The following is a 20,169-nucleotide window of genomic DNA, read 5'->3' on the forward strand; positions in this document are numbered from 1 at the left end:
GGCTCTGCGGGGGTGCGGCTCTGTGGGGGAGCTCTGTGGGGGGGGCTCTGCGGGGTGGCTGTGCTGGTGCGGCCGGGGCGACGAAGGGCGTCGCCGCCCCGGCCGTCGTACGGATCGTGCGAGGTCAGCCGAGGCGTCCCGCGCCCGCGCCGCAGTCGACGATGCGGGGGACCGACTTCGCCGGGTCGACCTTGGTGCGCAGGGTGGGCGTCCAGCCGGCGCCGGACTCGAGGGTCTCGGCGGGGATCTGGGCGTTGTGGACGGCGATCAGGTCGGTCTTCACGCCGTTGACGTAGTTGTCGGCGGCGGTCAGCGGCGAGACGTTCCACCGCTTGAGCACCTTGGCCGCGCTGACCCCCTTCGGCAGGGTGAACGCGTTGTGCTCGGCGACGAGCTTCGACTCCTTGCCGATGCCGAAGCTGTAGGCGTAGTCGCTGTCGGCGACGAAGTGGTTGTTGTAGGAGTCGACCTGTCCGAAGCGGACCCGGGGCGCGCGCTCGACCAGGTTCGCGAACAGGTTGTGGTGGAAGGTGGTCCGCAGGTGTCCCCGGTCACCGGCGGCGGTGGACTCGCTGTCGCTGTTGCCGATGAGGATCGTCTTGTCGTGGTCGCTGAAGACGTTCCAGGAGGCCGTGACGAAGTCGGCGCCGCGCACGATGTCGAGTTCGCCGTCGTGCTGCTGGTAGAGCATGCCGAAGTAGGTCGGGGCGGCGCTGTCGGGGTGTGCGCCGTCGGTGAACGTGTTGTGGTCGAGCCAGACGTGCGTGGCGCCGTAGACCACGGCGGTGTCGTACTCGGAGTTCCAGTTGCCCTTGTCCCCGTCGGTGGGGTCCCACTGGGGGAAGCAGTCGATGGGCGACTCGAAGGACAGGTTGCGCAGGATCACGTTGTCGACGGCCTTGATCTGCAGGCTGACGCCCTTGAAGCCGGCGCCCCGGCCGATGCCGACGATGGTCGTGTTGGAGGGGACGTTCGCCTTGATGGCCTTGTCCTGGTTGGCGGCGGACACGCGCCGCAGCCCCTCGGGACTGCCGTCGGGCTCGGCGGCGAGGTCGGTGTCCAGGCCCCAGGCCTCGGGCGAGTACTTCGCGAGGTAGGCGTCGAAGTCGTAACCGGGCGCGGCGAAGGCGTCGCAGCCCTCGGCGACGGCGTCGATGACGCCCTTCACCTTGATGATCTTCGGCGTGTTGCCCCCGGCCGCCAGGGCGGCCTTGAACTCGGCCCAGGTGGTGACGGTGTGGACGTGGGCGGCGTCGGCGGCCGAACCGCCCGTCGTCCCGGTGCCGGACGAGGCCCAGCCGTCGTTCGCGGGCAGCACCTGGCGGCCGAGGTCGGGGGCGGCGTGCCGGGCGGGGGTGTGGTGCCGGCCCTGGGCGGACGCCGTGCCGGTCACGGACAGCACCAGCGCGGTGCAGCCCACCAGGGCACCAATGACACGTCCATGACATCTCTGTGTAAGCACTGTGCGGGTCTCCTTCTGTTGCGGCGGCGGGTCGGGCTACGCCGGCGGAGCGGGCTGCGGCGGCGGGTGGAGCTAGGCCAGCGGGTCGGGCCAGGTGATCCAGGACGTGGGGATCTGCTCGTTCAGCCGGACCACGTCGCACGGCGCGAGCACCCGCGTGCGCAGCAGCTCCCGTACGGCGAGCCGCGCCACGGCGATCGCGCCCGGCGGGTTGAAGTGCGTGTTGTCCTGCTCGGTGGCGGTCCAGTTGAAGTAGGTCTTCGTCTCCTCGACCCCCAGCTGCTGCCACAGCGCCAGCGACAGCGCCTGGAGGTCGAGCAGCGGGACCCGCTCCTGAGCGGCGAGCGCCCGCATCGCGGCGGGGTACTCCCCGTGCGTCGGCTGGGCCTTGCCCGCGGCGTCGAACCGGCGCCGCTCCACGGGCGTGGCGAGGACCGGCCGGGCCCCCTTCGCCCGGGCGCCGGCGAGGTACTGGCGCAGGCAGTCCTGGTACGTCGTCCAGGGCTCGGTGTAGCGGGTGGGATCGGTCGTCTTCTCGTCGTTGTGCGCGAACTGGACGAGCAGGAGGTCCCCCGGCCGGATCGCCGCGAGGACGGCGTCGAGCCTGCCCTCGTCGATGAAGCTCTTGGAACTGCGGCCGTTCACCGCGTGGTTGGCGACGCGCAGACCGGAGTGCAGGAAGAAGGGGAGTGCCATGCCCCACCCGGTCTCGGGTGCGGCGTCGGAGTACTTCTGGGCGGCGGTGGAGTCGCCGGCGATGTAGAGCGTGCGGGCCCGGCGGGCGCCGGCCTGAGCGGGGCCGGCGGCCGTGGCGCCGAGCGGAACGGCGGCGAGCGCCGCGGCGGTGACCTGTCTGCGGGTGAGCGACACCTACGTGCACCTTTCGAGTGGGGAAGCACGGGGGAGCTGCACGGCCTGCCGGGACGGGCCGGCAGTCCCCCGTGACGACGATCGCCCTGGTGGTTACTTGTGGTTCTTCTTCCAGTCGGCCTGGGCGGTGTTCAGCTGGTCGGCGAGCGTGTCCAGGAACTGCTTCGCGGTCATCTTGCCGAGCAGCACCTTCTGGAAGTTCGGCTCGTTGTCGGCCTTCGAGATGGTGTTCCAGTCGGGCAGGTAGTAGGGCAGCTGCACGATCTTCGTGGTGGCGCCCGTCAGCGCCTCGGCGGCCAGCTTCGTCGGCTCGGACTCCTGGACCCAGCTGTCCTGCGCGGCCTCCAGGTTCGCCGGGATCGACCCCGCCGACTTGTTCCACTTGCTGTTCGACTCGTGCGAGGCGGCGAACTCGATGAACTTCCAGGCGGCGGTCTTGTTCTTGCCCGACTTGAACAGGCCCAGCCCGTCCACCGGGTTGGAGACCTGCACCCGGGTGCCGTTGTCCATCGTCGGGGCGGGGACGCCCTTGAACTTGCCGGCCAGCGCCTTCTGGTGGTCCTTGTACGAGCCCAGGTTGTGACTCAGCATGCCGATGGTGCCGGAGTCCCACTGCGCGACCATCTTGGTGAAGTCGTTGTTGACGTCGGCGGCCGGGGTGTCCTTCTTGTACAGGCCGACGTACTTCTCCAGCGCGGCCACGTTCTTCGGGTCGTTGAGGGTGGTCTTGTCACCGCTCCAGAACTCGGTGACACCGCTCTGCCCGTAGGTCGCGTCGAGGGCCTGGGCGATCGAGCCGGAGCCGCCGCGGATGGTGTAGCCGAAGGCGTTCTTGTCCTTGTCGGTCAGCTTGTCGGCGGCCTCGTAGAACTTCGACCAGGTGGTCGGCGCGTCCAGGCCCGCCTTCTGGAAGAGGTCCGTGCGGTACCAGAGGGTGCCGTTGTTGGCGGACGTCGGCACGGAGTACGTCTTGCCGTCGATGCCGGCGGCCTTGACGCTGTCCAGGAACTTCGCGTTGAGCTTGCTGCCGAGCCCGCTCTTCTGCAGCCGGCTGTCGAGCGGCTCGAGGGCGCCCTGCGCCGCGACCTCGGCGAGCATCGCGGTGCCCACCCCTCCGACGTCGGGCAGTCCGCCGCCCTGGATGGCGGTGTCGTACTTGGACTGGACGCTGTCGGCCGGCACACCGACGTACTTCACCTTGATGTCCGGGTTCGCCTTCTCGAAGTCGGCGATGATCTCCTTCCAGACATCGGTGCGGACGCCGCCGTTGTTGTCCCAGAAGGTGATCTCCCCCTTGCCGGAGCCGTCGCCTCCCTTGTCTCCGGCCGCGCCGCTGCCGTCGTCGCCGCAGGCGGTGGCGGTCAGCGCGAGCACGGTCGAGACGGCGAGGGCCAGGGCGGCGCGCCTGCTTCTGCGGATGCTGCTTGTCATGTGGTCGGCTCTCTTCTTTCTGGATCCCTGCGGAGATATGAAGTTGTGGGGGGTCAGTGGGTGGTGCGTCGGTGCGGCGCCCAGCCGTCCGCGCCCTCGAGGTAGGCCGTGACGGTGTACGCCTTCGCGTCGGCGTCGCTCAGCTGGGGGCGGTCGGCGGTGACGGTCGCGCCGGGCCCGTGGTTGCGGTACTCCGCGAACCGGGCGTCCCGCCACGAGAACCCGCTCATGTCGGTCCACGGCGACGACTTGACCGCCGCCGGCAACGCGGTGTCGCGGATCAGCACCTGACCGACGGCCGCCGGCTCCCCGCCGGGATGCCAGGGCCGCCCGAGGTGGAAGGACTGCTCCGGCGCGTCACTGACGACCTCGCACCGGGTGATCAGGAACCCGTACGGATGGCCCGTCCAGGTCGAAGCTGCCGTCATATAGCCGTTGTTGGTGGCCGATCCCCGGCTCAGCAGCCGGATCACCGACCGCTCGATCACGGTCGTGGCCCGTCCGTAGACGAAGTCGACGTCGCCTTCGATGTAGGAGTCCCGCACGTACACCCGGCTGGGGGTCGTCAGTTTGGGGCTGTCGGTCATCAACGTGTCCTGGTTGCCCAGGAACGCCGTGTTCTCGAAGACGATCCGGTCACCGGTGGTCTTCATGGCGAGGGCCTGCTCGCCCTTCAGTTCGACCGCGGCCTCGTCGAAGTCGTTGCTGAAGGTGAGGTTGCGGGCCGTGACGTCGTTCGCGGCGATCCGGACGGTGGCGCTCCCCGTCGACCCCCCGTACTCGGCGGGCGTGTCGTAGACGATGACGGTGTCCGAGCGGCGGTGTCCGGTCCCGCGCAGCGCGATGTTCGGCTTGCTCGCGGGGATGAACACCTTCTCGCGGTACGTGCCCGGCGCGACGGCGACGGTGACGCCGACGGGGTTGCCGTCGGGCACCGCGTCCACGGCGGCCTGGACCGTCGGGTAGTCGCCCGGCACGTTCAGCGTGACCGCGTCACCGATCTGCTTCTGCGGCCCCGAGAACCGGGTGACCAGCGCGGGGACGGCGGCCGCGGGATCCAGCCGGTAGGCGTAGAACGCCCCCGGGTCGAAGGCCGCGCCCCACTCGTCGGTCCGTCCGCTCGTCCGCCTCAGGATCGACCCGCGCTCGACCAGCTCGGCGCTCGCATCGGCCTGGTACGGATGCTGGATCCGGTCGTAGTAACTGTTCTCGATGACCATCTTCGTGCGGCCCCGCGACCAGTTCCCGTACGTCCACACCGGGTCCCCGTCGGCCACCTGCGCCGAGAGGTAGTTGTTGTAGAGGTGGGCGTACGCGCAGTTGTCCGCCGAGGGGTTGCGCTGCTTGGTGCCCGTGAACCAGTTGTGGTCCATGGTGATCTGGGTCAGGACGTTCGTCGTCCAGCCGATGCCCAGCGCCTTGTTGTGGTTGCTGAACCGGTTGTAGGAGACGGTGATGTACTGGCTGTCCTTGCGGATGTCGAGCAGCCCGTCGCCCATGTGCGTGAAACGGTTGTGGTCGATCCAGACGTGGTCGACGGTGTCCATCTGGATCGCGTCGAAGTCGCTCGTCTTGCCGTCCCAGTCGCCCTCGACGTAGCTGTCCCGGATCGTCAGGTTGCGGATGATCACGTTGTGCGCGCCGGGGTTCAGGTGCAGCTCGCCGTGCACGATCTCGCCGGTGTCACCGACCCCGATGATCGTCTTGTTCGAGGTCACGACGATGTCTGAGCCGAAGGGCGCGACGGCCACCGCGCCCTGGACCCGGATGACGTACGGCTCCCCGGCCGCCGCGTAGCGGGCGAGCGAGGCCTGGTCGCTGACGGTGACGACCTTGCCGCCCGCGCCGCCGGTGGTGCCGCCGGCGAGGGAGGCGAAGCCGTGGGCCCGGTCCGTCCAGCGGGACGCCGAAGCGGTCCCGGCGCCGGCCGGGGCGGCGGCCGGAGCGGCGTCCCGCGGCGCGTCGGACTGCGCGGCGGCGGGGGTCCCCGGTGCGGCAGCGGCAGCCCGGGCCTCGCCGGCCGCGCCGAGGCAGCACGCCGCCAGCAGGCCGGCGACGGCCGCCAGGACCGCGTGCGGTCTTGGCAAGCGCTTGCTAGGGAAGTGCGTCATTGCGGCTCCCAACAGGCTTACAGCGGAAGTGAGTCAGAGCGGTCGGATGCGGAACTCGCTGAACGTGGCCGCGCCGGCGTGCCCGGTGCCGGGCGGCGCGACGGCGAAGAGGCCGAGCAGGGCGCCGACCCAGCGCCAGGGGGTGGCCGCGAAGACGGGACCGGAGAGGCAGGGGCCGTCGCCGACGTCGTACCCGAAACGGCACCGCGCGCCCGCGCCGATCTCGATCCGCAGCCGGGCCCGCCCGTCGGGGGCGAGCCGTGGCCGGGCCGCGTCCCGCTCGCGCCCGGCGACCGGCTCGGCGAACCGGTGGACGAGGCGGACCGTGCCGTCGGCGTCCCGCTGGAGCCCGATCCAGCCGAACGCGTCGCCGAGGACCGTCAGTCCGGCGCGGGCTCCCGGTTCCTCGCTGTGCAGCCGCAGTTCCACCTCGACGGCGGACGGGACGCCGGGCAGCCGCTGGGTGAGAACGTTCGGCAGGGTGCGCAGATCATGCGCGTCCGGCGTCCGCACGCAGGTCAGCCGCAGCCCGTCGGCCGAGTGCTGGGTGGCCCAGCCGTCCTGGGGGTTGGCCGTCCACGACCACTGGCGGCCCGGACGCCCGCCGGGGAAGTCGTCGTCGACGGCGGGTGCGGCGGGCGGCTGCGGGGGCAGGGCGGGCCGCCGGTGCGTCAGGACGGGGGCGCCCTCGTCGCCGATCACCGGCCAGCCTCCCGCACCGTCCCAGCGCATCGGCTGGAGGTGGACGACCCGGCCGTACGCACCGCGCTGCTGGAAGTGCAGGAACCAGTCCTCGTCGGACGGGGTGCGCACCCAGCCGCCCTGGTGCGGGCCGTTGACCTCGGTGTCCTTCTGCTCCAGGACGATCCGTTCCTCGTACGGGCCGAAGAACTCCCGCGCCCGGAACGCGCCCTGCCAGCCCGTCTCCACCCCGCCGGCCGGGGCGAGGATCCAGAACCAGCCGTCGTGACGGTAGAGCTTGGGGCCTTCGAGGGTGAACCAGCCGGGGATGCCGTCCCCGTCGACGATCACCTTGCCCTCGTCGAGGAGGGACGTCCCGTCGGGGTGCATACGGTGGCCGGTGAGCCGGTTCTTGACGCCCGCGCGGGACTTCGCCCAGGCGTGCACCAGATAGGCCTCGCCGCTCTCCTCGTCCCACAGGGGGCACGGGTCGATCAGGCCCTTGCCCGCCTTGACCAGGTGCGGACGCGTCCAGGGTCCCCGGATCCCGGGCGCGTTGACCTGGAACACGCCCTGGTCGGGGTCGCCCCAGAAAATCCAGAAACGGTCGTCGTGGTGCCGCAACGACGGCGCCCACACCCCGCAGTCGTGCTGCGGCGTCCTGAAGTCGCCCGCCGGCTCCAGGCGTTCCAGGGCGTGCCCGACCAGCGTCCAGTTCACCAGGTCGCGCGAGTGCAGCAGCGGCAGTCCGGGGGCGCGGCCGAAGCTGGAGGCGGTGAGGTAGAAGTCGTCGCCGACGCATATGACGTCCGGGTCGGACCAGTCGGCGTTCAGGACCGGGTTCGTGTACATGCCGTGCCGCTCCCCCGTCACTGGCTGACCGCCTTCCGGACCAGCGCCGCGGCCTCGTCCCGGTCCGGGCGGCCGTCGGCGACGACGGTGACGATCCGGCGCACGACCGTCTCTCCGGGCGGGATCGGCAGCCGTTCGGCGGACGCGAGCGAGGAGCCGACGCCCGGGTACTCGGCGGTGCGGACGAACCAGGGGTCGCGGCGGGTGGCGTCGGTGGCGCCCGCGAAGACGAGCGTCCAGCCCGCGCCGGCCAGGGCGAGCCAGTCGGCGCGGGCGCCGTGCACGGCCGCCTCGCCCTCCGTGTCGGCGGTGAAGACGTCGGGGGCCCGGTCCTCCTTGCGGGCGCGCCAGAAGAAGCCGCCGTAGGCCGCGCCGGGACGTCCGTTCGTCGCCGGGCTGCCGATGGACAGCGGGGCGCCGAAGACGTTGGTGAGGGAGAAGGTGAAGTCCAGCGCCCAGGCGGAGGAGGTCAGTTCGGTCGCCGCGACCGTGCGGCGCTCGCGCAGCAGCTCCGTGCCCGACGCCACCCAGCGCAGCTCCTCCACGAAGCCGTCGGGGTCGCGCAGCTGGAAGGACCCGTGCCGCTGCGCGCCGTGGTCGTCCAGCTCCGTCGGGCCCTGGTCGCGGACGTAGGTGCGGCCGCCCCAGAAGTTGTGCCCCTCGACGTCGGGTACGGCTACACCGACGCCGAGGTGGTGGAGGTGGTCGGCCGGGCTGAGCTCGGTGACCGTGGCGCCGCCCAGGGTGGAGACGGGGTGCAGATAGGGGCGCGGGGAGAGCCGGGCGGGCAGCTCGGGCCGTGTGACGTAGCGGCCGACCGGGCGGCCGGCGACACGCAGGACGACCGGTGAGTCGGGTGCCGGTGCGGTCATCAGGGGCTCACCTCTTTCGGATGCGCGGTCGTGAACGCCCAGGGGGCGCCCAGTTCGGAGTAGAGGGCGAGGGTGTCGGCGGCGGCCGCGACGAGGCCGTCGACGCCGGGGACGACCCGCCGGTCCTCGTCGGGCAGCAGACGCCAGGCGTCGTCGGGCAGCCGCACCGGGTCGGGCGCGACCCGGATCGCCTCGACGACCCGCATGAACGACTCGGTGACAGCGGGCGGGACCAGCAGTTCCGTCCCGTCGGCGAGGTGCTCGACCAGGTTCTCCAGCAGGTCGGTGCGGCCGTGCTCGAACTCCTCGGGGCCGTGGCCGGCCCGCTGGAGCAGGACGCGGTCCTGCTTGTACCAGTAGGTGATCCGGCCGCGGCTGCCGTGGACGACGACGTAGGGGTCGTCGGGGTCCTCGGCGCACAGCGTGGCCGCGACGACGATCTGCAGGCCGTCCGCCGTGGTGACGCGGACGCAGGAGGTGTCGTCGCACTCGATGTCGTTGGCGTGCGCCAGCTCGGTCTCGATGCCCGCGACGTCCTCGGCGCGGGTGGCGCCGGCCAGCGCGAGGGCGGTGGCGACGGCGTGCGCCAGGGGGTTGGTGAGCGCCCCGTCGACGACGTCGACGCCGTTCAGGCGCCGCCTGCCCGCCCAGGGGGCGCGCCGGTAGTAGGACTCGGCGCGGGCCCAGGCGCCGGCGCCCCCGACCCCCGCGATCTCACCGATCGCCCCCTCGCGGATCAGCGCGCGGACCGCGGGCACGGCGTGCGAGCCGAGCGACTGGAAGCCGACCTGGCAGACCACGCCGGCCTCGGCGATCCCGTCGGCCATCCGGCGGAACTCCGCGTACGACGGCGCCGGCGGCTTCTCCAGCAGCAGGTGCACGCCCTTGCGGGCCGCGGTCAGCGCGAGATCGGCGTGGGTCGGGATCGGGGTGCAGATCACGGCGATCCGGGCGCCGGTGGAGTCCAGCAGCGCGCCGAAGTCGGCGGACTGCTCGGGCGTGCCGAGGCCCTCGGGGATCTCGGCCGGGGTCAGCGGGGTCAGCTCGCAGACGCCGGCGAGGCGGACGATGCCCTTGTCCTGGAGCCGGCGGATGTTGTCCAGATGCCAGCGGCCGTGGCCGCGCGCACCCGCGAGGACGATCGGTACAGCGGTGCTCATGGAATCCTCCCTGCGCCCGCGCCGCGTGCCACCGTGCGGTCGGCCGCCGCGGCGCTGTCGATCTTTGCGTGCAGGGTAGGCGTCCGGCCGCCGAACGCCGTGAGGTCGCGCCCGTCGCCGGCCGTGAGGTCGCGCCCGCCGTCGCTCGGGCCGTGGCTGCGGCGGTTGCTGCGGCAGGCGTGGCCCTGACGGCTCCTCATCCCTTCACCGCCCCTGCGCTGAACCCGGTGATCAGCCACTTCTGGATGAAGGCGAAGACGATCACCACGGGGACGGCGGCGATGATGCCGCCCGCGGCCAGCGCGCCCAGGTCGACGCTGTCGGCGCTCATCAGGGTGTTGAGGCCGACCGGGATCGTCTGCTTGGTCTGGTCGGAGAGGAACATCAGGGCGAACAGGAAGTGGTTCCAGGCGTGCACGAAGGCGAAGGAGCCGACGGCGATCAGCCCGGGCCGCAGCAGGGGCAGGACGACGATCCGGAAGGCGGTGAGCCGGTTGCAGCCGTCGACCCAGGCCGCCTCCTCCAGGGAGTAGGGCACGTTCCGGATGAAGCCGCTGATCAGGATGATCGACAGGGGCAGCTGGAAGACCGTCTCCGCGATGATGACACTGCCCAGCGAATTGATCATCTTCAGCTCGGCGAAGATCTGGAAGAGCGGGACGAGCAGCAGCGCGCCCGGCACGAACTGGGTGCACAGCAGGGCGAGCATGAACCCGCGCTTGATCTTGAAGTCGAAGCGCGCGAGGGCGTAGCCGCCGGCCAGGGCCACGAGGGTGGTCAGCAGCAGGGTCGCCACGCCGGTGAGCAGGCTGTTCTGGAAGTAGACGGCGAAGTCGCGTTCGTTCCAGACCTTGTTGAAGTGGTCGAAGGTCATCGGCCAGGGCACCAGCGAGGTGGAGCCGGCCGGGCGGAGCGCGAAGAGCAGGATCCAGTAGAAGGGGACCAGGGTGAAGATCAGGTAGATCCCCAGCGGGAGGTAGATCTGCCAGCGGGGGGCCTCGTCCCAGGCACGCTTGTGCCGGGACGGGCGGCGGTCGGGTGCGGCGGGCTCGCTCACGGGGGCGGGCACGACCTCGGGGGCCTCCTTGGTGATCACTTGTCGCCTCCTCCGAACTTGCTCAGCCGCAGATAGACCATCGAACAGAAGAGCAGGATCACGAACGCGACCGTGGTGAGGGCGGACGCGTAGCCGAAGTTGTGTGCGTCGACGCTGGTGTTGGCGATGTACAGCGGGAGGGTGGTGGTCTCCCCCGCCGGGCCGCCGCCGGTGAGCGTGTAGAGCAGGTCGACGTTGTTGAACTCCCACACCGCGCGCAGCAGCGTGGACAGGACGATGGCGTCCTTGAGGTGGGGCAGGGTGATGTGCCAGAACTGCTTGATCCGGCTGGCGCCGTCGACCTCGGCGGCCTCGTAGAGGTCCTTGGAGACGGACTGGAGGTCGGCGAGGATGAGGATCGCGAAGAAGGGGACGCCGCGCCACAGGTCGGCCACGATCGCCGCCGAGAAGACCGTGGAGGTGTCCGAGAGCCAGCTGGTGCCGTACTCGCCGATGCCCATGTCAGCGAGGTAACGGGTGATGCCCGTCTGGGAGTTGTAGAGCAGCACCCAGATCGCGGACGTCAGCACGCCGGAGACGGCCCACGGGGAGAAGACCAGCGCGCGGCCGAGCGAGCGCCCCACGAAGGTCTGGTTGACGATCAGCGCCAGGGCCAGCCCGAACAGCAGCTGCAGCCCGACCTCGACGAAGACCCACTGAGCGCTGAAGGTCAGCGTGTCCCAGAACTGCGGGTCGTCGGTGAAGGCGTGGACGAAGTTGTCGAAGCCCGCGAAGCCGTTGCGCCACGGTTTGGTGGGGTTGTAGTTCTGCAGGCTGTAGTAGAAGACGCTGACGACCGGGTAGGCGATGAAGCCCAGCATCAGCAGGGCCGCCGGCGCGACCAGCAGGTACGGCAGCCTGCGGGGCGTGGCGGAGGCACGGCGCCGCCGGGGCGGCGCGGGCCGTTTCGCCACGGCTGCGGCTTGGGCCATCACTGTTCTCCGTTCTCAGTGCGTCGTGCGTGCGTGGTGCGTGGTGCGTGGTGCGAGCTTCGGGAAGCGCTTTCTCCCTGTACAGGGGTGTGCGCCGTCCTGCCGCTTGCGCGTGGTGCGGTGGTGCGTGGTCTGTTGTGCGGTGTTCCTGTGACGCGTGGTGCGGTGGTCCTGCGACGCGTGGTCCGTGGTGCGGTGGTTCAGCCCGCGTACGGGTCGGCGACCCGGCCCGGACGAGCGAGGAACTCGAAGTCGCAGCCGGTGTCGGCCTGCGTGATCTGCTCGTTGTAGAGCGCTCCGTAACCGCGCTCGTAACGGGTGGGCGGCGGCGTCCAGTCCGCCCTGCGCCGCTCCAGCTCCGCGTCGTCCACATGGAGATGGAGGGTGCGCGCCTCGACGTCGAGGGTGATCGCGTCGCCGGTGCGGACCAGGGCCAGCGGGCCGCCGACGTACGACTCGGGCGCGACGTGCAGCACGCACGCGCCGTAACTGGTGCCGCTCATGCGGGCGTCGGAGATCCGCACCATGTCCCGCACGCCCTGCTTCAGCAGGTGGTCGGGGATGGGCAGCATGCCGTACTCGGGCATACCGGGGCCGCCCTTGGGCCCGGAGCCCCGCAGCACGAGCACGCTGTCGGCGGTGATGCCGAGCGAGGGGTCGTTGATCGTCCGTTGCATCGTCCGGTAGTCGTCGAAGACGACGGCCGGACCGGTGTGCTTGAGCAGGTGTTCCTCGGCGGCGATGTGCTTGATCACCGAGCCGTCCGGGCAGAGGTTGCCGCGCAGCACCGCGACTCCGCCCTCGGCCGCGACGGGGTTCTCCCGGAGCCGGATGACGTCGTCGTTGTGCACCTGCGCGCCGGCCAGCTGTTCGCGCAGCGTGTCGTGGGAGACCGTCGGCCGGTCCAGGTGCAGCAGGTCGGTGATGCGGGAGAGGAAGCCGGGCAGGCCGCCGGCGAAGTGGAAGTCCTCCATGAGGTACTTCCGGCCGCCGGGGCGGACGTCGGCGAGCACCGGCACCGTGCGGGCGATGCGGTCGAAGTCGTCGAGGGTGAGCCGGACGCCGGCGCGGCCGGCCATCGCGATGAGATGGATGACGGCGTTGGTGGAGCCGCCGAGGCCGAGGACGGTCGTCACCGCGTCCTCGAAGGCCTCCGCGGTGAGGATGTCGCTCAACCGGCGGTCGCTGTGGACCAGTTCGACGATGCGCAGCCCGGTCATGGCCGCCATCCGGTCGTGCCCGGAGTCCACGGCCGGGATGCTCGACGCGCCCGGCACCGTGACGCCCAGCGCCTCGGCCGCGGCGGTCAGCGTGGACGCCGTGCCCATCGTCATGCAGTGGCCGGGCGAACGGGCCAGGCCGCTCTCCAGCTCGGTCATCTCGCAGTCGCCGATGAGGCCGGCCCGCTTGTCGTCCCAGTACTTCCACATGTCGGTGCCGGAGCCGAGGACCTCGTTGCGCCAGTGCCCCGGAAGCATGGGCCCGGCGGGCACGAACGCGGTCGGCAGGTCGACCGAGGCGGCCCCCATGAGCAGGGCGGGCGTGGACTTGTCGCAGCCGCCCATCAGCACCGCCCCGTCCACCGGGTAGGAGCGCAGCAGCTCCTCGGTCTCCATCGCGAGCAGGTTGCGGTAGAGCATCGGGGTCGGCTTCTGGAAGGTCTCGGAGAGCGTGGAGACCGGGAACTCGAGGGGGAAGCCGCCCGCCTGCCACACCCCGCGCTTCACCGCCTGCGCGCGGTCGCGCAGGTGCACATGGCAGGGGTTGATGTCGGACCAGGTGTTGAGGATCGCGATGACCGGCTTGCCGAGGTGCTCCTCGGGGAGGTAGCCGAGCTGGCGGGTGCGGGCACGGTGGCTGAAGGACCGCAGCCCGTCGGTCCCGTACCACTGGTGGCTGCGCAGTTCCTCGGGCGCCTTCATATGGACCATCCGGCGGCGATGGCCGCCACCTCGGCGCGCTCGTCCTCGGGCAGCGTCCTGCTCGGCGGACGGACCTCGCGGCGGCACAGGCCCAGGGAGGCGAGGGCCTCCTTGACGACGGTGACGTTGTTGGCGGAGCCGCCTGCGGCCCGCAGTTCCTCGAACCGTCTGATCTGCTCCCACACCTTCATCGCGGCCGGGTAGTCACCCGAGCGGAGCGCCTCGATCATGTTCAGCGAGACGGCCGGGGCGACGTTCACGAGCCCGGAGGTGAAGCCGGTGGCGCCCGCGGAGAAGTAGGAGGGCGCGTACGGCTCGGCGAGTCCGGCGACCCAGACGAACCGTTCCAGGCCCGCGTCCCGCGCGAAGGCGGCGAACCGGGAGGCGTCCGGCACGGCGTACTTGACGCCGATGACGTTCGGGCAGGAGTCGGCGAGTTCGGCGAGGCGTTCGCCGTGCAGCTGCGCGTTGCGGATGTACGGGACGACGCCCAGCTCCGGCACCGCCTCGGCGATCTCCCGGTGGTAGTCGACCCAGCCGTGCTGCGAGACGTAGGGGTGGACCGGCTGGTGGACCATCACCATCTGCGCGCCCAGCTCCCGGGCGTGCCGCGCGGTGGCCACGGCGGTCGGCACGTCGTGTCCGACGCCGGCCAGGATCACGGCCCGTCCGCCCGCCTCGTCGGCGGTCAGTTCGACGACCAGCCGGCGTTCCTCGGGGGCGAGGGCGTAGAACTCCCCGGTGTTGCCGTTCGGGGTGAGGGTGGTGACGCCGCCGTCGAGCAGCCTGCGCAGCAGGGCCCGGTGGGCGTCCTGGTCGACGGAGCCGTCCTCGGCGAACGGGGTCACCGGGATGGCCACCACGTCGGCCAGGGCCGCACGCTGGGTCTCGAACGCCACGCTGCTCATTCCCGGCCTTCCTGTTCGGGTGACTGGTCCATGTCGGCGGTCTCGGGGAACGCCCGGCGCACGAAGGACGCGATGTGGGCGTGCAGGGCGCGGGCCGCGCCGTCCGCGTCGCCGGCCAGGGCGAGCCGGAGGATCTCGCGGTGCTCGCCGGCCTCCCGCTCCCAGGACGGCGAGGCGGCCCAGGCGACGGCGGAGACCAGGGCGGCCTGGTCGCGGACCTCGTCGAGCATCCGGCCGAGCAGCGGGTTCCCGCACGGCAGGTACAGGGCGCGGTGGAACTCCCGGTTGGCGAGGGACCGTTCGGCGGTGTCGGTCGCCTCGTCCGCCCTGGTCAGCGCGGAGCGTGCGGCGTCCAGGGAGGCGCCCCGGCGCACGGCCCGCTTGAGCGCCTGGGGTTCGAGGAGCAGGCGGACGTCGTACACCTCGCGCGCCATGTCCGCGTCCACCATGCGCACCGTGACGCCCTTGTACTGGCTCATCACGACCAGTCCGGTGCCGGCCAGGGTCTTGAGGGCCTCGCGCACGGGGGTCTTGGAGACCCCGAACTGCGCGGCGAGCTCGGTTTCGACCAGGGCCTGACCAGGCGTCAGGCGCCCGGTGAGGATGCGGCGTTTGATCTCCTCCAGCACGTACTGCGTGCGGGAGGGGATCGGCGTGGGCACAGAGGTCATGCGCGCCTCTCGGTGTCGCGTATCTGATCTCGCGTATCGCGTCTCATATATGACGTACGAAGTACGACGGGTTGAAGGTAGAAGCGCCTCTGTGTTTCGTCAATGCTTCTGACAAAGAAGTGTCGGAAGGGAACGGTCAGAGGGGGATGGTCTCGCCCTCGCGCGCGGTACGGGCCGGCCCGCCGAAGGCGACGGCCGCGCGGTCGGTCGCCGCCTCGCGGGTCAGCGTGGGACCGACATGGGTGATGTACAGCTCGCGCACCCCCGCCTTGCGGGCCGCGCCCCCGGCGTCCTCCGGTGTGAGATGGACCTGCTCGTCCTGTTCGCCTTCGCGATGGCTGTCGATGTCCGCCTCGCACAGGAACAGGTCGGCGCCAAAGGCGAGTTCGGTGAGCGCCCCGCACGGGCCGGTGTCCCCGGAGTACGCGAGGACGCTCCCCTGGCACTCGACGCGCAGTCCGTACGCCTCGGTGTCGTGGGCCATCGCGCGCGAGGTGAGACGCAGGTTCCAGTGCCGCACGGTGTGCCCGTCGAACAGGGCACGGAAGTCGAGGACGTCGCTGAGGAACCGCACGTCCGACCGGCCGAGGAAGCCCGCGACGCGCCGGGCGCAGTCGAGCGGCGCGTACACCGGGATCGGGGCCGGCGGGGTCATGCCTCCATAGGCGAACGCGTAGGCGGCGGCGAGGAGATCGGCGCTGTGGTCGGCGTGGAGATGGGAGATCCAGATCGCTGTGAGCCGCTCCGGGTCCGTGTGCTGTTGCAATGCGGCGAACGTACCCGGCCCGGCGTCCAACCATATCTCCGCCCCCGCTCCGCGCAGCAGGTAGCCGGAGCAGGGGCGGCCCGGCGCCGGGTGCGGAGAGGCGGCGCCGAGGACGGTGAGGCTGAGAGGCATGGTCGCGAGCGTACGTATCGCCCTCGCCGGACGCCCCCCGACTACGTCCGTCTACGGCAACCTGATGCCCGCGTCTACGGCCGGGGCGGCCGGCCGGGGTCGCGGCCGCTGAGTCCGACCGCCCGCTCCAGCAGGGGCGCGTCGTCGGGGACGGAGACGACGGGACCGAAGACGCCGTCGCCGGTGGCGGGGTCGACCGCGCCGGCGAGGAAGGCGTGCGCCGCCGCCAGCGCCGCCGGGTCGGGCTCGTACGGCTGGCCGGTGGCCCGGGCCAGGTCCCAGCCGTGGATCACCAGCTCGTCGGCGGCGACGGCGGCCGCGACCGCGCCGGGCAGCTCCACGCCGCCGGCGCGGGTCGTGCCGGTCCAGGCGGCGGGGTCGCGCCAGGCCTCGGCGAGCGCGTCGAGCGCCTTGGCCAGCTCCTCGCGCCACCCGGGGCCGATGTCGGGCGCGGCGGCGTCCGGCGGGGCGTCGGTGGTGGGGCCGAGGTCCTTGCGGGCGGCGTCACGGAAGGCCACGGCGAGGCCGGTCAGGTGCCCCAGCATGTTCCGGACGGCGCAGCCGGGGCAGGGCGTCGCGTCCTCGAGCTGGTCGTCGCGGACCGCCTCCGCGAGGCGCGCCACGACGGCGGCCTGGGGTCCGAGGTCGAACGTGAGGGTCGTGTCGTCGGTGTCGGTCATACGGGGTGGACCGGCGGCGCCGCGAGAACTCATCGGTGCGGCGCGCGTCGCCTTCCTGGCGCGTCTCCTTGGCGCGCCTCTCCTTAGCGCGCGTCGGATTCCGCGATCGTCCGCGGCCCGCCGGACAGGGCGTCTGCCCGATGCCCGGCCGGAGGCCTTAGGACCACGATGACCAGGCATGACGAAGAACTGGTCCGTGGTACGCGTCCTGCGGGACCGCGGCGCGGCGATCTTTCTGACGGCGTCGGTGGTCTCCGGCTTCGGGACCTCCGCGCTGTGGCTGGCGGCCGGCGTGTGGGTCAAGGACCTCACCGGCTCGAACGGGGCGGCGGCGCTGACCGTGCTGGCGCTGTGGGCGCCGACCCTGGCCGGCCCGCTGCTGGGCGGCCTCGCCGACCGGTTCCCCCGGCGGCCGCTGCTGCTCGCCGTCAACCTGGGTCCGGCGGCCCTGCTGCCGGTGCTCCTCGCCGTCGGCTCCCCCGGCCGGCTGTGGCTGCTGTTCGCGGTGCTGCTCGGGTACGGGGCCGCCGGCGTGGTGGCCGACGCGGCCGAGTCCGCGCTCGTCGCCGCCGTCGTCCCCGCGGGGCTGCTAGGCGACTTCAACGGGCTGCGCACCACGACGACGGAGGGCGTGAAGCTGGTGGCCCCGCTGGCGGGCGCGGGGATCTACGCGGCCTACGGCGGTCCGGCGGTGGCGCTGCTCGACGCGGCCAGTTTCGTGTGCGCGGCCGGGCTCTACACGTGCGTGCGGGTCCGCGAGAGGCACCCCCGGACGGGCGGGCGCGGCCTGCGGGGCGGAACAGCCGAGGGCGTCCGCTTCCTGTGGCGGCACCCGTCGCTGCGCCCCCTGGTGACGGCGGGCGGTACGACGATGCTGTGCGCGGGCGTCAACGGCGCGCTGCTCTACGCCGTGATCGAGGGCCTCGGCCGGCCGGCCGCCTATGCGGGCGCGCTCTACGCCGTGCAGGGGGCCGGGTCGGCGGCGGTGGGCCTGCTGTCGGGGCCCGCGCTGCGGCGGTTCGGGGAACGCCGGTTCGCCGCGTGCGGCATCGCTGTGACGGCCGTCGCGTTCGCGGTGCGGGCGGTGCCGTCGGACGCGGTGGCCCTGGTGTGCGCCGCGGCGATCGGGGCGGGGCTGCCGTGTGTGCTGATCGCCGCGCTGACGGCCGTCCAGCGGGAGACCCCCGACGCACTGCTGGGCAGGGTCGGCGCGACGGCCGGCACGCTGATGTACGCGCCGAACGCGCTCGGCCTCGCGCTGGGGGCCGCCCTGGTGGAGCTGCTGCCGTACCAGCCGCTGCTGGTCGCGCTCGGGCTGGTGCGGCTGGCGACCGTGGTGCCGCTGCTGCGCGGCGGCGCTCAGCGGGCGGCCAGCGCCTCACGCACGGACGCCAGGTCCCCGTCCGACGCCAACCCCGCGTGATACAGCCGGATCTCGGTCGCCCCGAGCTCATTCGCCCGCGCCGCGTCGGCGGCGAGCGTCCCCGGGCTGCCGCCCATTCCGGAGACGACGCCGAGGTTGGCGGCGAGGACCGTGCCCGCGCGGCGGTGCTCGGCGAACGGCGTCAGCAGTGCGGGCCCGCCCGCGCAGGGCACCACCACGCCGTCCGCCACGGACAGGATGTGCGCCGGGTCGACGCCCGGGTTGGCGCCGACGCGGTGGGTCACGGGGTCGGCGTGCAGCAGGATCTGGAAGCCGTCGGGGGCGGCCGCCCGCACCGCGCGCACGGCCGTCTCCTGGAGGGTGCGGGCCCGGTCGTCGCGCCACGCGCGCGTGGCGGCCGCGGTCTGCTCGCCGAGCAGCTTCTCGACGCCCGACCAGCCCTGGGTGTCGTCCGCCTCCCCGCGCCACAGCGGCTCCAGCGCGTCCCGTACGGCGGCGGCGAGCTCGTCGGCGTCCAGGCCCTGCTCGCCGTACCCGGCCCGGCAGGCGGGGCAGAAGCAGAGCGACATCAGGTACTGCCCGGCGTCCCCGAGTCCGACCCCGCCGGTCTTGTCGTGGGCGTGCAGATGCTGGAGGCCGTACCAGCCGAGGGACTCCAGTTCGACGCCGTTCGCGCGGGGGCGCACTGCCGCCTCGGCGGCGAGGTCGACGAGGTACGCGCGCGTGTCGGGCTGGGCGATGCAGGGCGCCCAGGGGTAGCGGTCGCCGTAGGCGTTGACGACCGAGGTGTGCGGATGCTCGGCGCCCAGCCTGGAGTTGTGCGCCAGCACCACCCAGGCGTGGACGTCGAGGCCGGCGCCCGCGAGTGCCCGGGCGGCCTCTCCGAAGGCGTCGCCGGGCGCCCAGTCGCCGGCCGGGTACGGGCGCAGGGCGCGGCCCGCCCAGCGGTCGCCGGCCGGGTACAGCACGGCCGCGTGCTCGGCGGTGACGACGCGGTGCCGCGGGTGGCGCGGGGTGAGGGCGCGGGTGGAGTGGTAGGCGGCGGCGAGGGTCACCTGTTCCACGCCGAGCCCGGCGATCCGGTCCGGTGCCGCGGGGTCGCCGATGACGTCCCAGGGATAGACGAATGTCGACGCCTTCACTCGGTTTCCTCCTCCAGCAGCGCGTAGCCGCGCTCGATCACCTGCGCGAGCTGTTTGACATGGTCCTCCCCCGGCTCGTGCAGCGGCGGACGGACCTCCCCGACGTCGAGGCCGCGCAGCCGCACTCCGGCCTTGACCAGGGAGACGGCGTACCCGCGGCCCTGGGCGCGCAGTTCGACGAACGACCGGTAGAACCCGTCGAGCAGGCGGTGGACCATGCGGTCGTCGCCGTCGGCGAGCGCCCGGTGGAAGGCCAGGGCGATCTCGGGCGCGAAGCAGAACACGGCCGAGGAGTAGAGGTCGACGCCCAGGGACCGGTAGGCGAGCTGGGTCTGTTCGGCGGTCGGCAGGCCGTTGAAGTAGAGAAAGTCGCCGGGGGTCTCGGTGCGCACGGCACTGATGATCCGCTGCAGGAGGTCGAGGTCGCCGAGGCCGTCCTTGAGGCCGACGATCCCCTCGGTGCGGGCGAGTTCGACGACGGTCGGCGGGGAGAAGACGGCGTTGTCGCGCTGGTAGACGATCACCGGGAGGTCGGTCGCCGCCGCGACCGCGCGGTAGTGGCGCAGCAGGCCCTCCTGGGCCGCGACGACGAGGTAGGGCGGCAGCGCGAGCAGGCCGTCCGCGCCGGCCGCCCGCGCCCGGCGGGCGTAGCGCACGGCGAGCGCGGTGCCGTAACCGGTGCCCGCGACGACCGGCACCCGGCCGGCGGTCTCCTCGACGGCCGCCCGCACCGCGGCCTCGAACTCCTCCGGCGTCAGCGCGTGGAACTCCCCGGTGCCGCAGCACGTGAAGACGGCGCCTGCGCCGGCCTCGACGCCCCGGCGGACGTGTGCACGGTAGACGTCGAGGTCGAGCGAGCCGTCGGGGCCGTACGCGGTGACCGGAAAGAACAGCGGTCCGCCGGCGGCGCGGAGGCGGGCGGCGAGCGGGGCTGGCGTCACGGCACTCCTTGGGACGACGCGTGCGTTCTTTTGACCGTGCGTTCTTCTGACCGATGTCCACATTTCTGAACGCGGCCAGCCTATGAAGGCCTTTCCTGCCAGGTCAAGCCCGGCACTCCCGCGCGAAGGGCGGAACAGCCTGGTCCGCGGCACACT

At 72.3% G+C, this 20,169-nt stretch carries 18 protein-coding genes; 1 reads left to right on the forward strand and 17 read right to left on the reverse strand.

Going from position 1 to position 20,169, the window contains the following annotated elements; genetic code table 11:
- Window positions 1–124: 124 nt before the first annotated feature.
- The 15 genes from QA802_RS10875 to QA802_RS10945 form a co-directional block, all read right to left on the reverse strand.
- The gene (locus QA802_RS10875; protein ID WP_443042088.1) at window positions 125–1,462 is read right to left on the reverse strand and encodes a pectate lyase family protein; all 1,338 of its coding nucleotides are present in this window, start codon (window positions 1,460–1,462) and stop codon (window positions 125–127) included.
- Between the two features lie 72 nt (window positions 1,463–1,534).
- On the reverse strand, window positions 1,535–2,332 hold the full coding sequence (locus tag QA802_RS10880) for a rhamnogalacturonan acetylesterase (RefSeq protein WP_334520573.1): 798 nt from the start codon (window positions 2,330–2,332) through the stop codon (window positions 1,535–1,537).
- 93 nt (window positions 2,333–2,425) lie between these two features.
- Window positions 2,426–3,763 (reverse strand): ABC transporter substrate-binding protein, encoded by a 1,338-nt coding sequence (locus QA802_RS10885; protein WP_334520576.1) that lies wholly within the window; start codon window positions 3,761–3,763, stop codon window positions 2,426–2,428.
- A gap of 53 nt (window positions 3,764–3,816) precedes the next feature.
- The gene (locus QA802_RS10890) at window positions 3,817–5,874 is read right to left on the reverse strand and encodes a pectinesterase family protein (RefSeq protein ID WP_334520579.1); all 2,058 of its coding nucleotides are present in this window, start codon (window positions 5,872–5,874) and stop codon (window positions 3,817–3,819) included.
- Window positions 5,875–5,907: 33 nt separating this feature from the next.
- Window positions 5,908–7,407, reverse strand: coding sequence for a glycoside hydrolase family 43 protein (locus QA802_RS10895; RefSeq protein WP_334520582.1), 1,500 nt, complete (start codon window positions 7,405–7,407; stop codon window positions 5,908–5,910).
- A 17-nt stretch (window positions 7,408–7,424) separates the two neighbouring features.
- Window positions 7,425–8,279: a DUF6807 domain-containing protein gene (locus QA802_RS10900; protein ID WP_334520585.1), complete on the reverse strand. Its 855-nt coding sequence runs from the start codon at window positions 8,277–8,279 to the stop codon at window positions 7,425–7,427.
- Window positions 8,279–9,439 carry a Gfo/Idh/MocA family protein gene (locus tag QA802_RS10905; protein ID WP_334520588.1) on the reverse strand — a complete coding sequence of 387 codons (1,161 nt, stop codon included), beginning with the start codon at window positions 9,437–9,439 and terminating at the stop codon, window positions 8,279–8,281. Before QA802_RS10905 ends, QA802_RS10900 begins: the two co-directional genes overlap by 1 nt.
- Window positions 9,436–9,639 (reverse strand): hypothetical protein, encoded by a 204-nt coding sequence (locus tag QA802_RS10910; RefSeq protein ID WP_334535205.1) that lies wholly within the window; start codon window positions 9,637–9,639, stop codon window positions 9,436–9,438. The genes QA802_RS10905 and QA802_RS10910 overlap by 4 nt, the downstream gene beginning before the upstream one ends.
- Window positions 9,636–10,535 carry a carbohydrate ABC transporter permease gene (locus QA802_RS10915; RefSeq protein WP_319169970.1) on the reverse strand — a complete coding sequence of 300 codons (900 nt, stop codon included), beginning with the start codon at window positions 10,533–10,535 and terminating at the stop codon, window positions 9,636–9,638. The genes QA802_RS10910 and QA802_RS10915 overlap by 4 nt, the downstream gene beginning before the upstream one ends.
- Window positions 10,532–11,467, reverse strand: coding sequence for a carbohydrate ABC transporter permease (locus tag QA802_RS10920; protein WP_319169969.1), 936 nt, complete (start codon window positions 11,465–11,467; stop codon window positions 10,532–10,534). The genes QA802_RS10915 and QA802_RS10920 overlap by 4 nt, the downstream gene beginning before the upstream one ends.
- A gap of 200 nt (window positions 11,468–11,667) precedes the next feature.
- Complete coding sequence (araD, locus tag QA802_RS10925) at window positions 11,668–13,398, reverse strand: L-arabinonate dehydratase (RefSeq protein WP_334520601.1); 1,731 nt, start codon at window positions 13,396–13,398, stop codon at window positions 11,668–11,670.
- Window positions 13,386–14,297, reverse strand: a complete 912-nt coding sequence (locus tag QA802_RS10930) for a dihydrodipicolinate synthase family protein (protein WP_334520603.1) — start codon at window positions 14,295–14,297, stop codon at window positions 13,386–13,388. Before QA802_RS10930 ends, araD begins: the two co-directional genes overlap by 13 nt.
- A complete protein-coding gene (locus tag QA802_RS10935; protein ID WP_319169966.1) occupies window positions 14,294–14,968 on the reverse strand; it encodes a GntR family transcriptional regulator in 675 nt (224 codons plus the stop codon). Before QA802_RS10935 ends, QA802_RS10930 begins: the two co-directional genes overlap by 4 nt.
- Before the next feature lie 136 nt (window positions 14,969–15,104).
- Window positions 15,105–15,866: an MBL fold metallo-hydrolase gene (locus QA802_RS10940; RefSeq protein WP_334520605.1), complete on the reverse strand. Its 762-nt coding sequence runs from the start codon at window positions 15,864–15,866 to the stop codon at window positions 15,105–15,107.
- A 74-nt stretch (window positions 15,867–15,940) separates the two neighbouring features.
- Window positions 15,941–16,546 (reverse strand): TIGR03086 family metal-binding protein, encoded by a 606-nt coding sequence (locus QA802_RS10945; protein ID WP_334520607.1) that lies wholly within the window; start codon window positions 16,544–16,546, stop codon window positions 15,941–15,943.
- A gap of 178 nt (window positions 16,547–16,724) precedes the next feature.
- On the opposite strand from QA802_RS10945, the gene QA802_RS10950 reads away from it, so the two are divergent.
- Entirely contained in the window at window positions 16,725–17,969 is a 1,245-nt protein-coding gene (locus QA802_RS10950; RefSeq protein WP_334520609.1) for an MFS transporter, read from the forward strand.
- Here QA802_RS10950 and QA802_RS10955 read toward each other — a convergent pair.
- Both QA802_RS10955 and QA802_RS10960 read right to left on the reverse strand, forming a co-directional pair.
- A complete protein-coding gene (locus QA802_RS10955) occupies window positions 17,906–19,072 on the reverse strand; it encodes a hypothetical protein (protein ID WP_334520611.1) in 1,167 nt (388 codons plus the stop codon). The two genes, QA802_RS10950 and QA802_RS10955, sit on opposite strands and share 64 nt — an antisense overlap.
- On the reverse strand, window positions 19,069–20,013 hold the full coding sequence (locus QA802_RS10960) for a 5-dehydro-4-deoxyglucarate dehydratase (protein ID WP_334520612.1): 945 nt from the start codon (window positions 20,011–20,013) through the stop codon (window positions 19,069–19,071). The genes QA802_RS10955 and QA802_RS10960 overlap by 4 nt, the downstream gene beginning before the upstream one ends.
- Window positions 20,014–20,169: the final 156 nt, after the last annotated feature.

This window comes from Streptomyces sp. B21-105, assembly GCF_036898465.1.
Taxonomy (GTDB): domain Bacteria; phylum Actinomycetota; class Actinomycetes; order Streptomycetales; family Streptomycetaceae; genus Streptomyces.

Coding starts and splice junctions, on each gene's coding strand:
- QA802_RS10935 (WP_319169966.1), bottom strand. CDS start 14,968: ATGACCTCTGTGCCCACGCCGATCCCCTCCCGCACGCAGTACGTGCTG.
- QA802_RS10950 (WP_334520609.1), top strand. CDS start 16,725: ATGACGAAGAACTGGTCCGTGGTACGCGTCCTGCGGGACCGCGGCGCG.
- QA802_RS10920 (WP_319169969.1), bottom strand. CDS start 11,467: ATGGCCCAAGCCGCAGCCGTGGCGAAACGGCCCGCGCCGCCCCGGCGG.
- QA802_RS10890 (WP_334520579.1), bottom strand. CDS start 5,874: ATGACGCACTTCCCTAGCAAGCGCTTGCCAAGACCGCACGCGGTCCTG.
- araD (WP_334520601.1), bottom strand. CDS start 13,398: ATGGTCCATATGAAGGCGCCCGAGGAACTGCGCAGCCACCAGTGGTAC.
- QA802_RS10940 (WP_334520605.1), bottom strand. CDS start 15,866: ATGCCTCTCAGCCTCACCGTCCTCGGCGCCGCCTCTCCGCACCCGGCG.
- QA802_RS10905 (WP_334520588.1), bottom strand. CDS start 9,439: ATGAGCACCGCTGTACCGATCGTCCTCGCGGGTGCGCGCGGCCACGGC.
- QA802_RS10900 (WP_334520585.1), bottom strand. CDS start 8,279: ATGACCGCACCGGCACCCGACTCACCGGTCGTCCTGCGTGTCGCCGGC.
- QA802_RS10930 (WP_334520603.1), bottom strand. CDS start 14,297: ATGAGCAGCGTGGCGTTCGAGACCCAGCGTGCGGCCCTGGCCGACGTG.
- QA802_RS10910 (WP_334535205.1), bottom strand. CDS start 9,639: ATGAGGAGCCGTCAGGGCCACGCCTGCCGCAGCAACCGCCGCAGCCAC.
- QA802_RS10945 (WP_334520607.1), bottom strand. CDS start 16,546: ATGACCGACACCGACGACACGACCCTCACGTTCGACCTCGGACCCCAG.
- QA802_RS10885 (WP_334520576.1), bottom strand. CDS start 3,763: ATGACAAGCAGCATCCGCAGAAGCAGGCGCGCCGCCCTGGCCCTCGCC.
- QA802_RS10895 (WP_334520582.1), bottom strand. CDS start 7,407: ATGTACACGAACCCGGTCCTGAACGCCGACTGGTCCGACCCGGACGTC.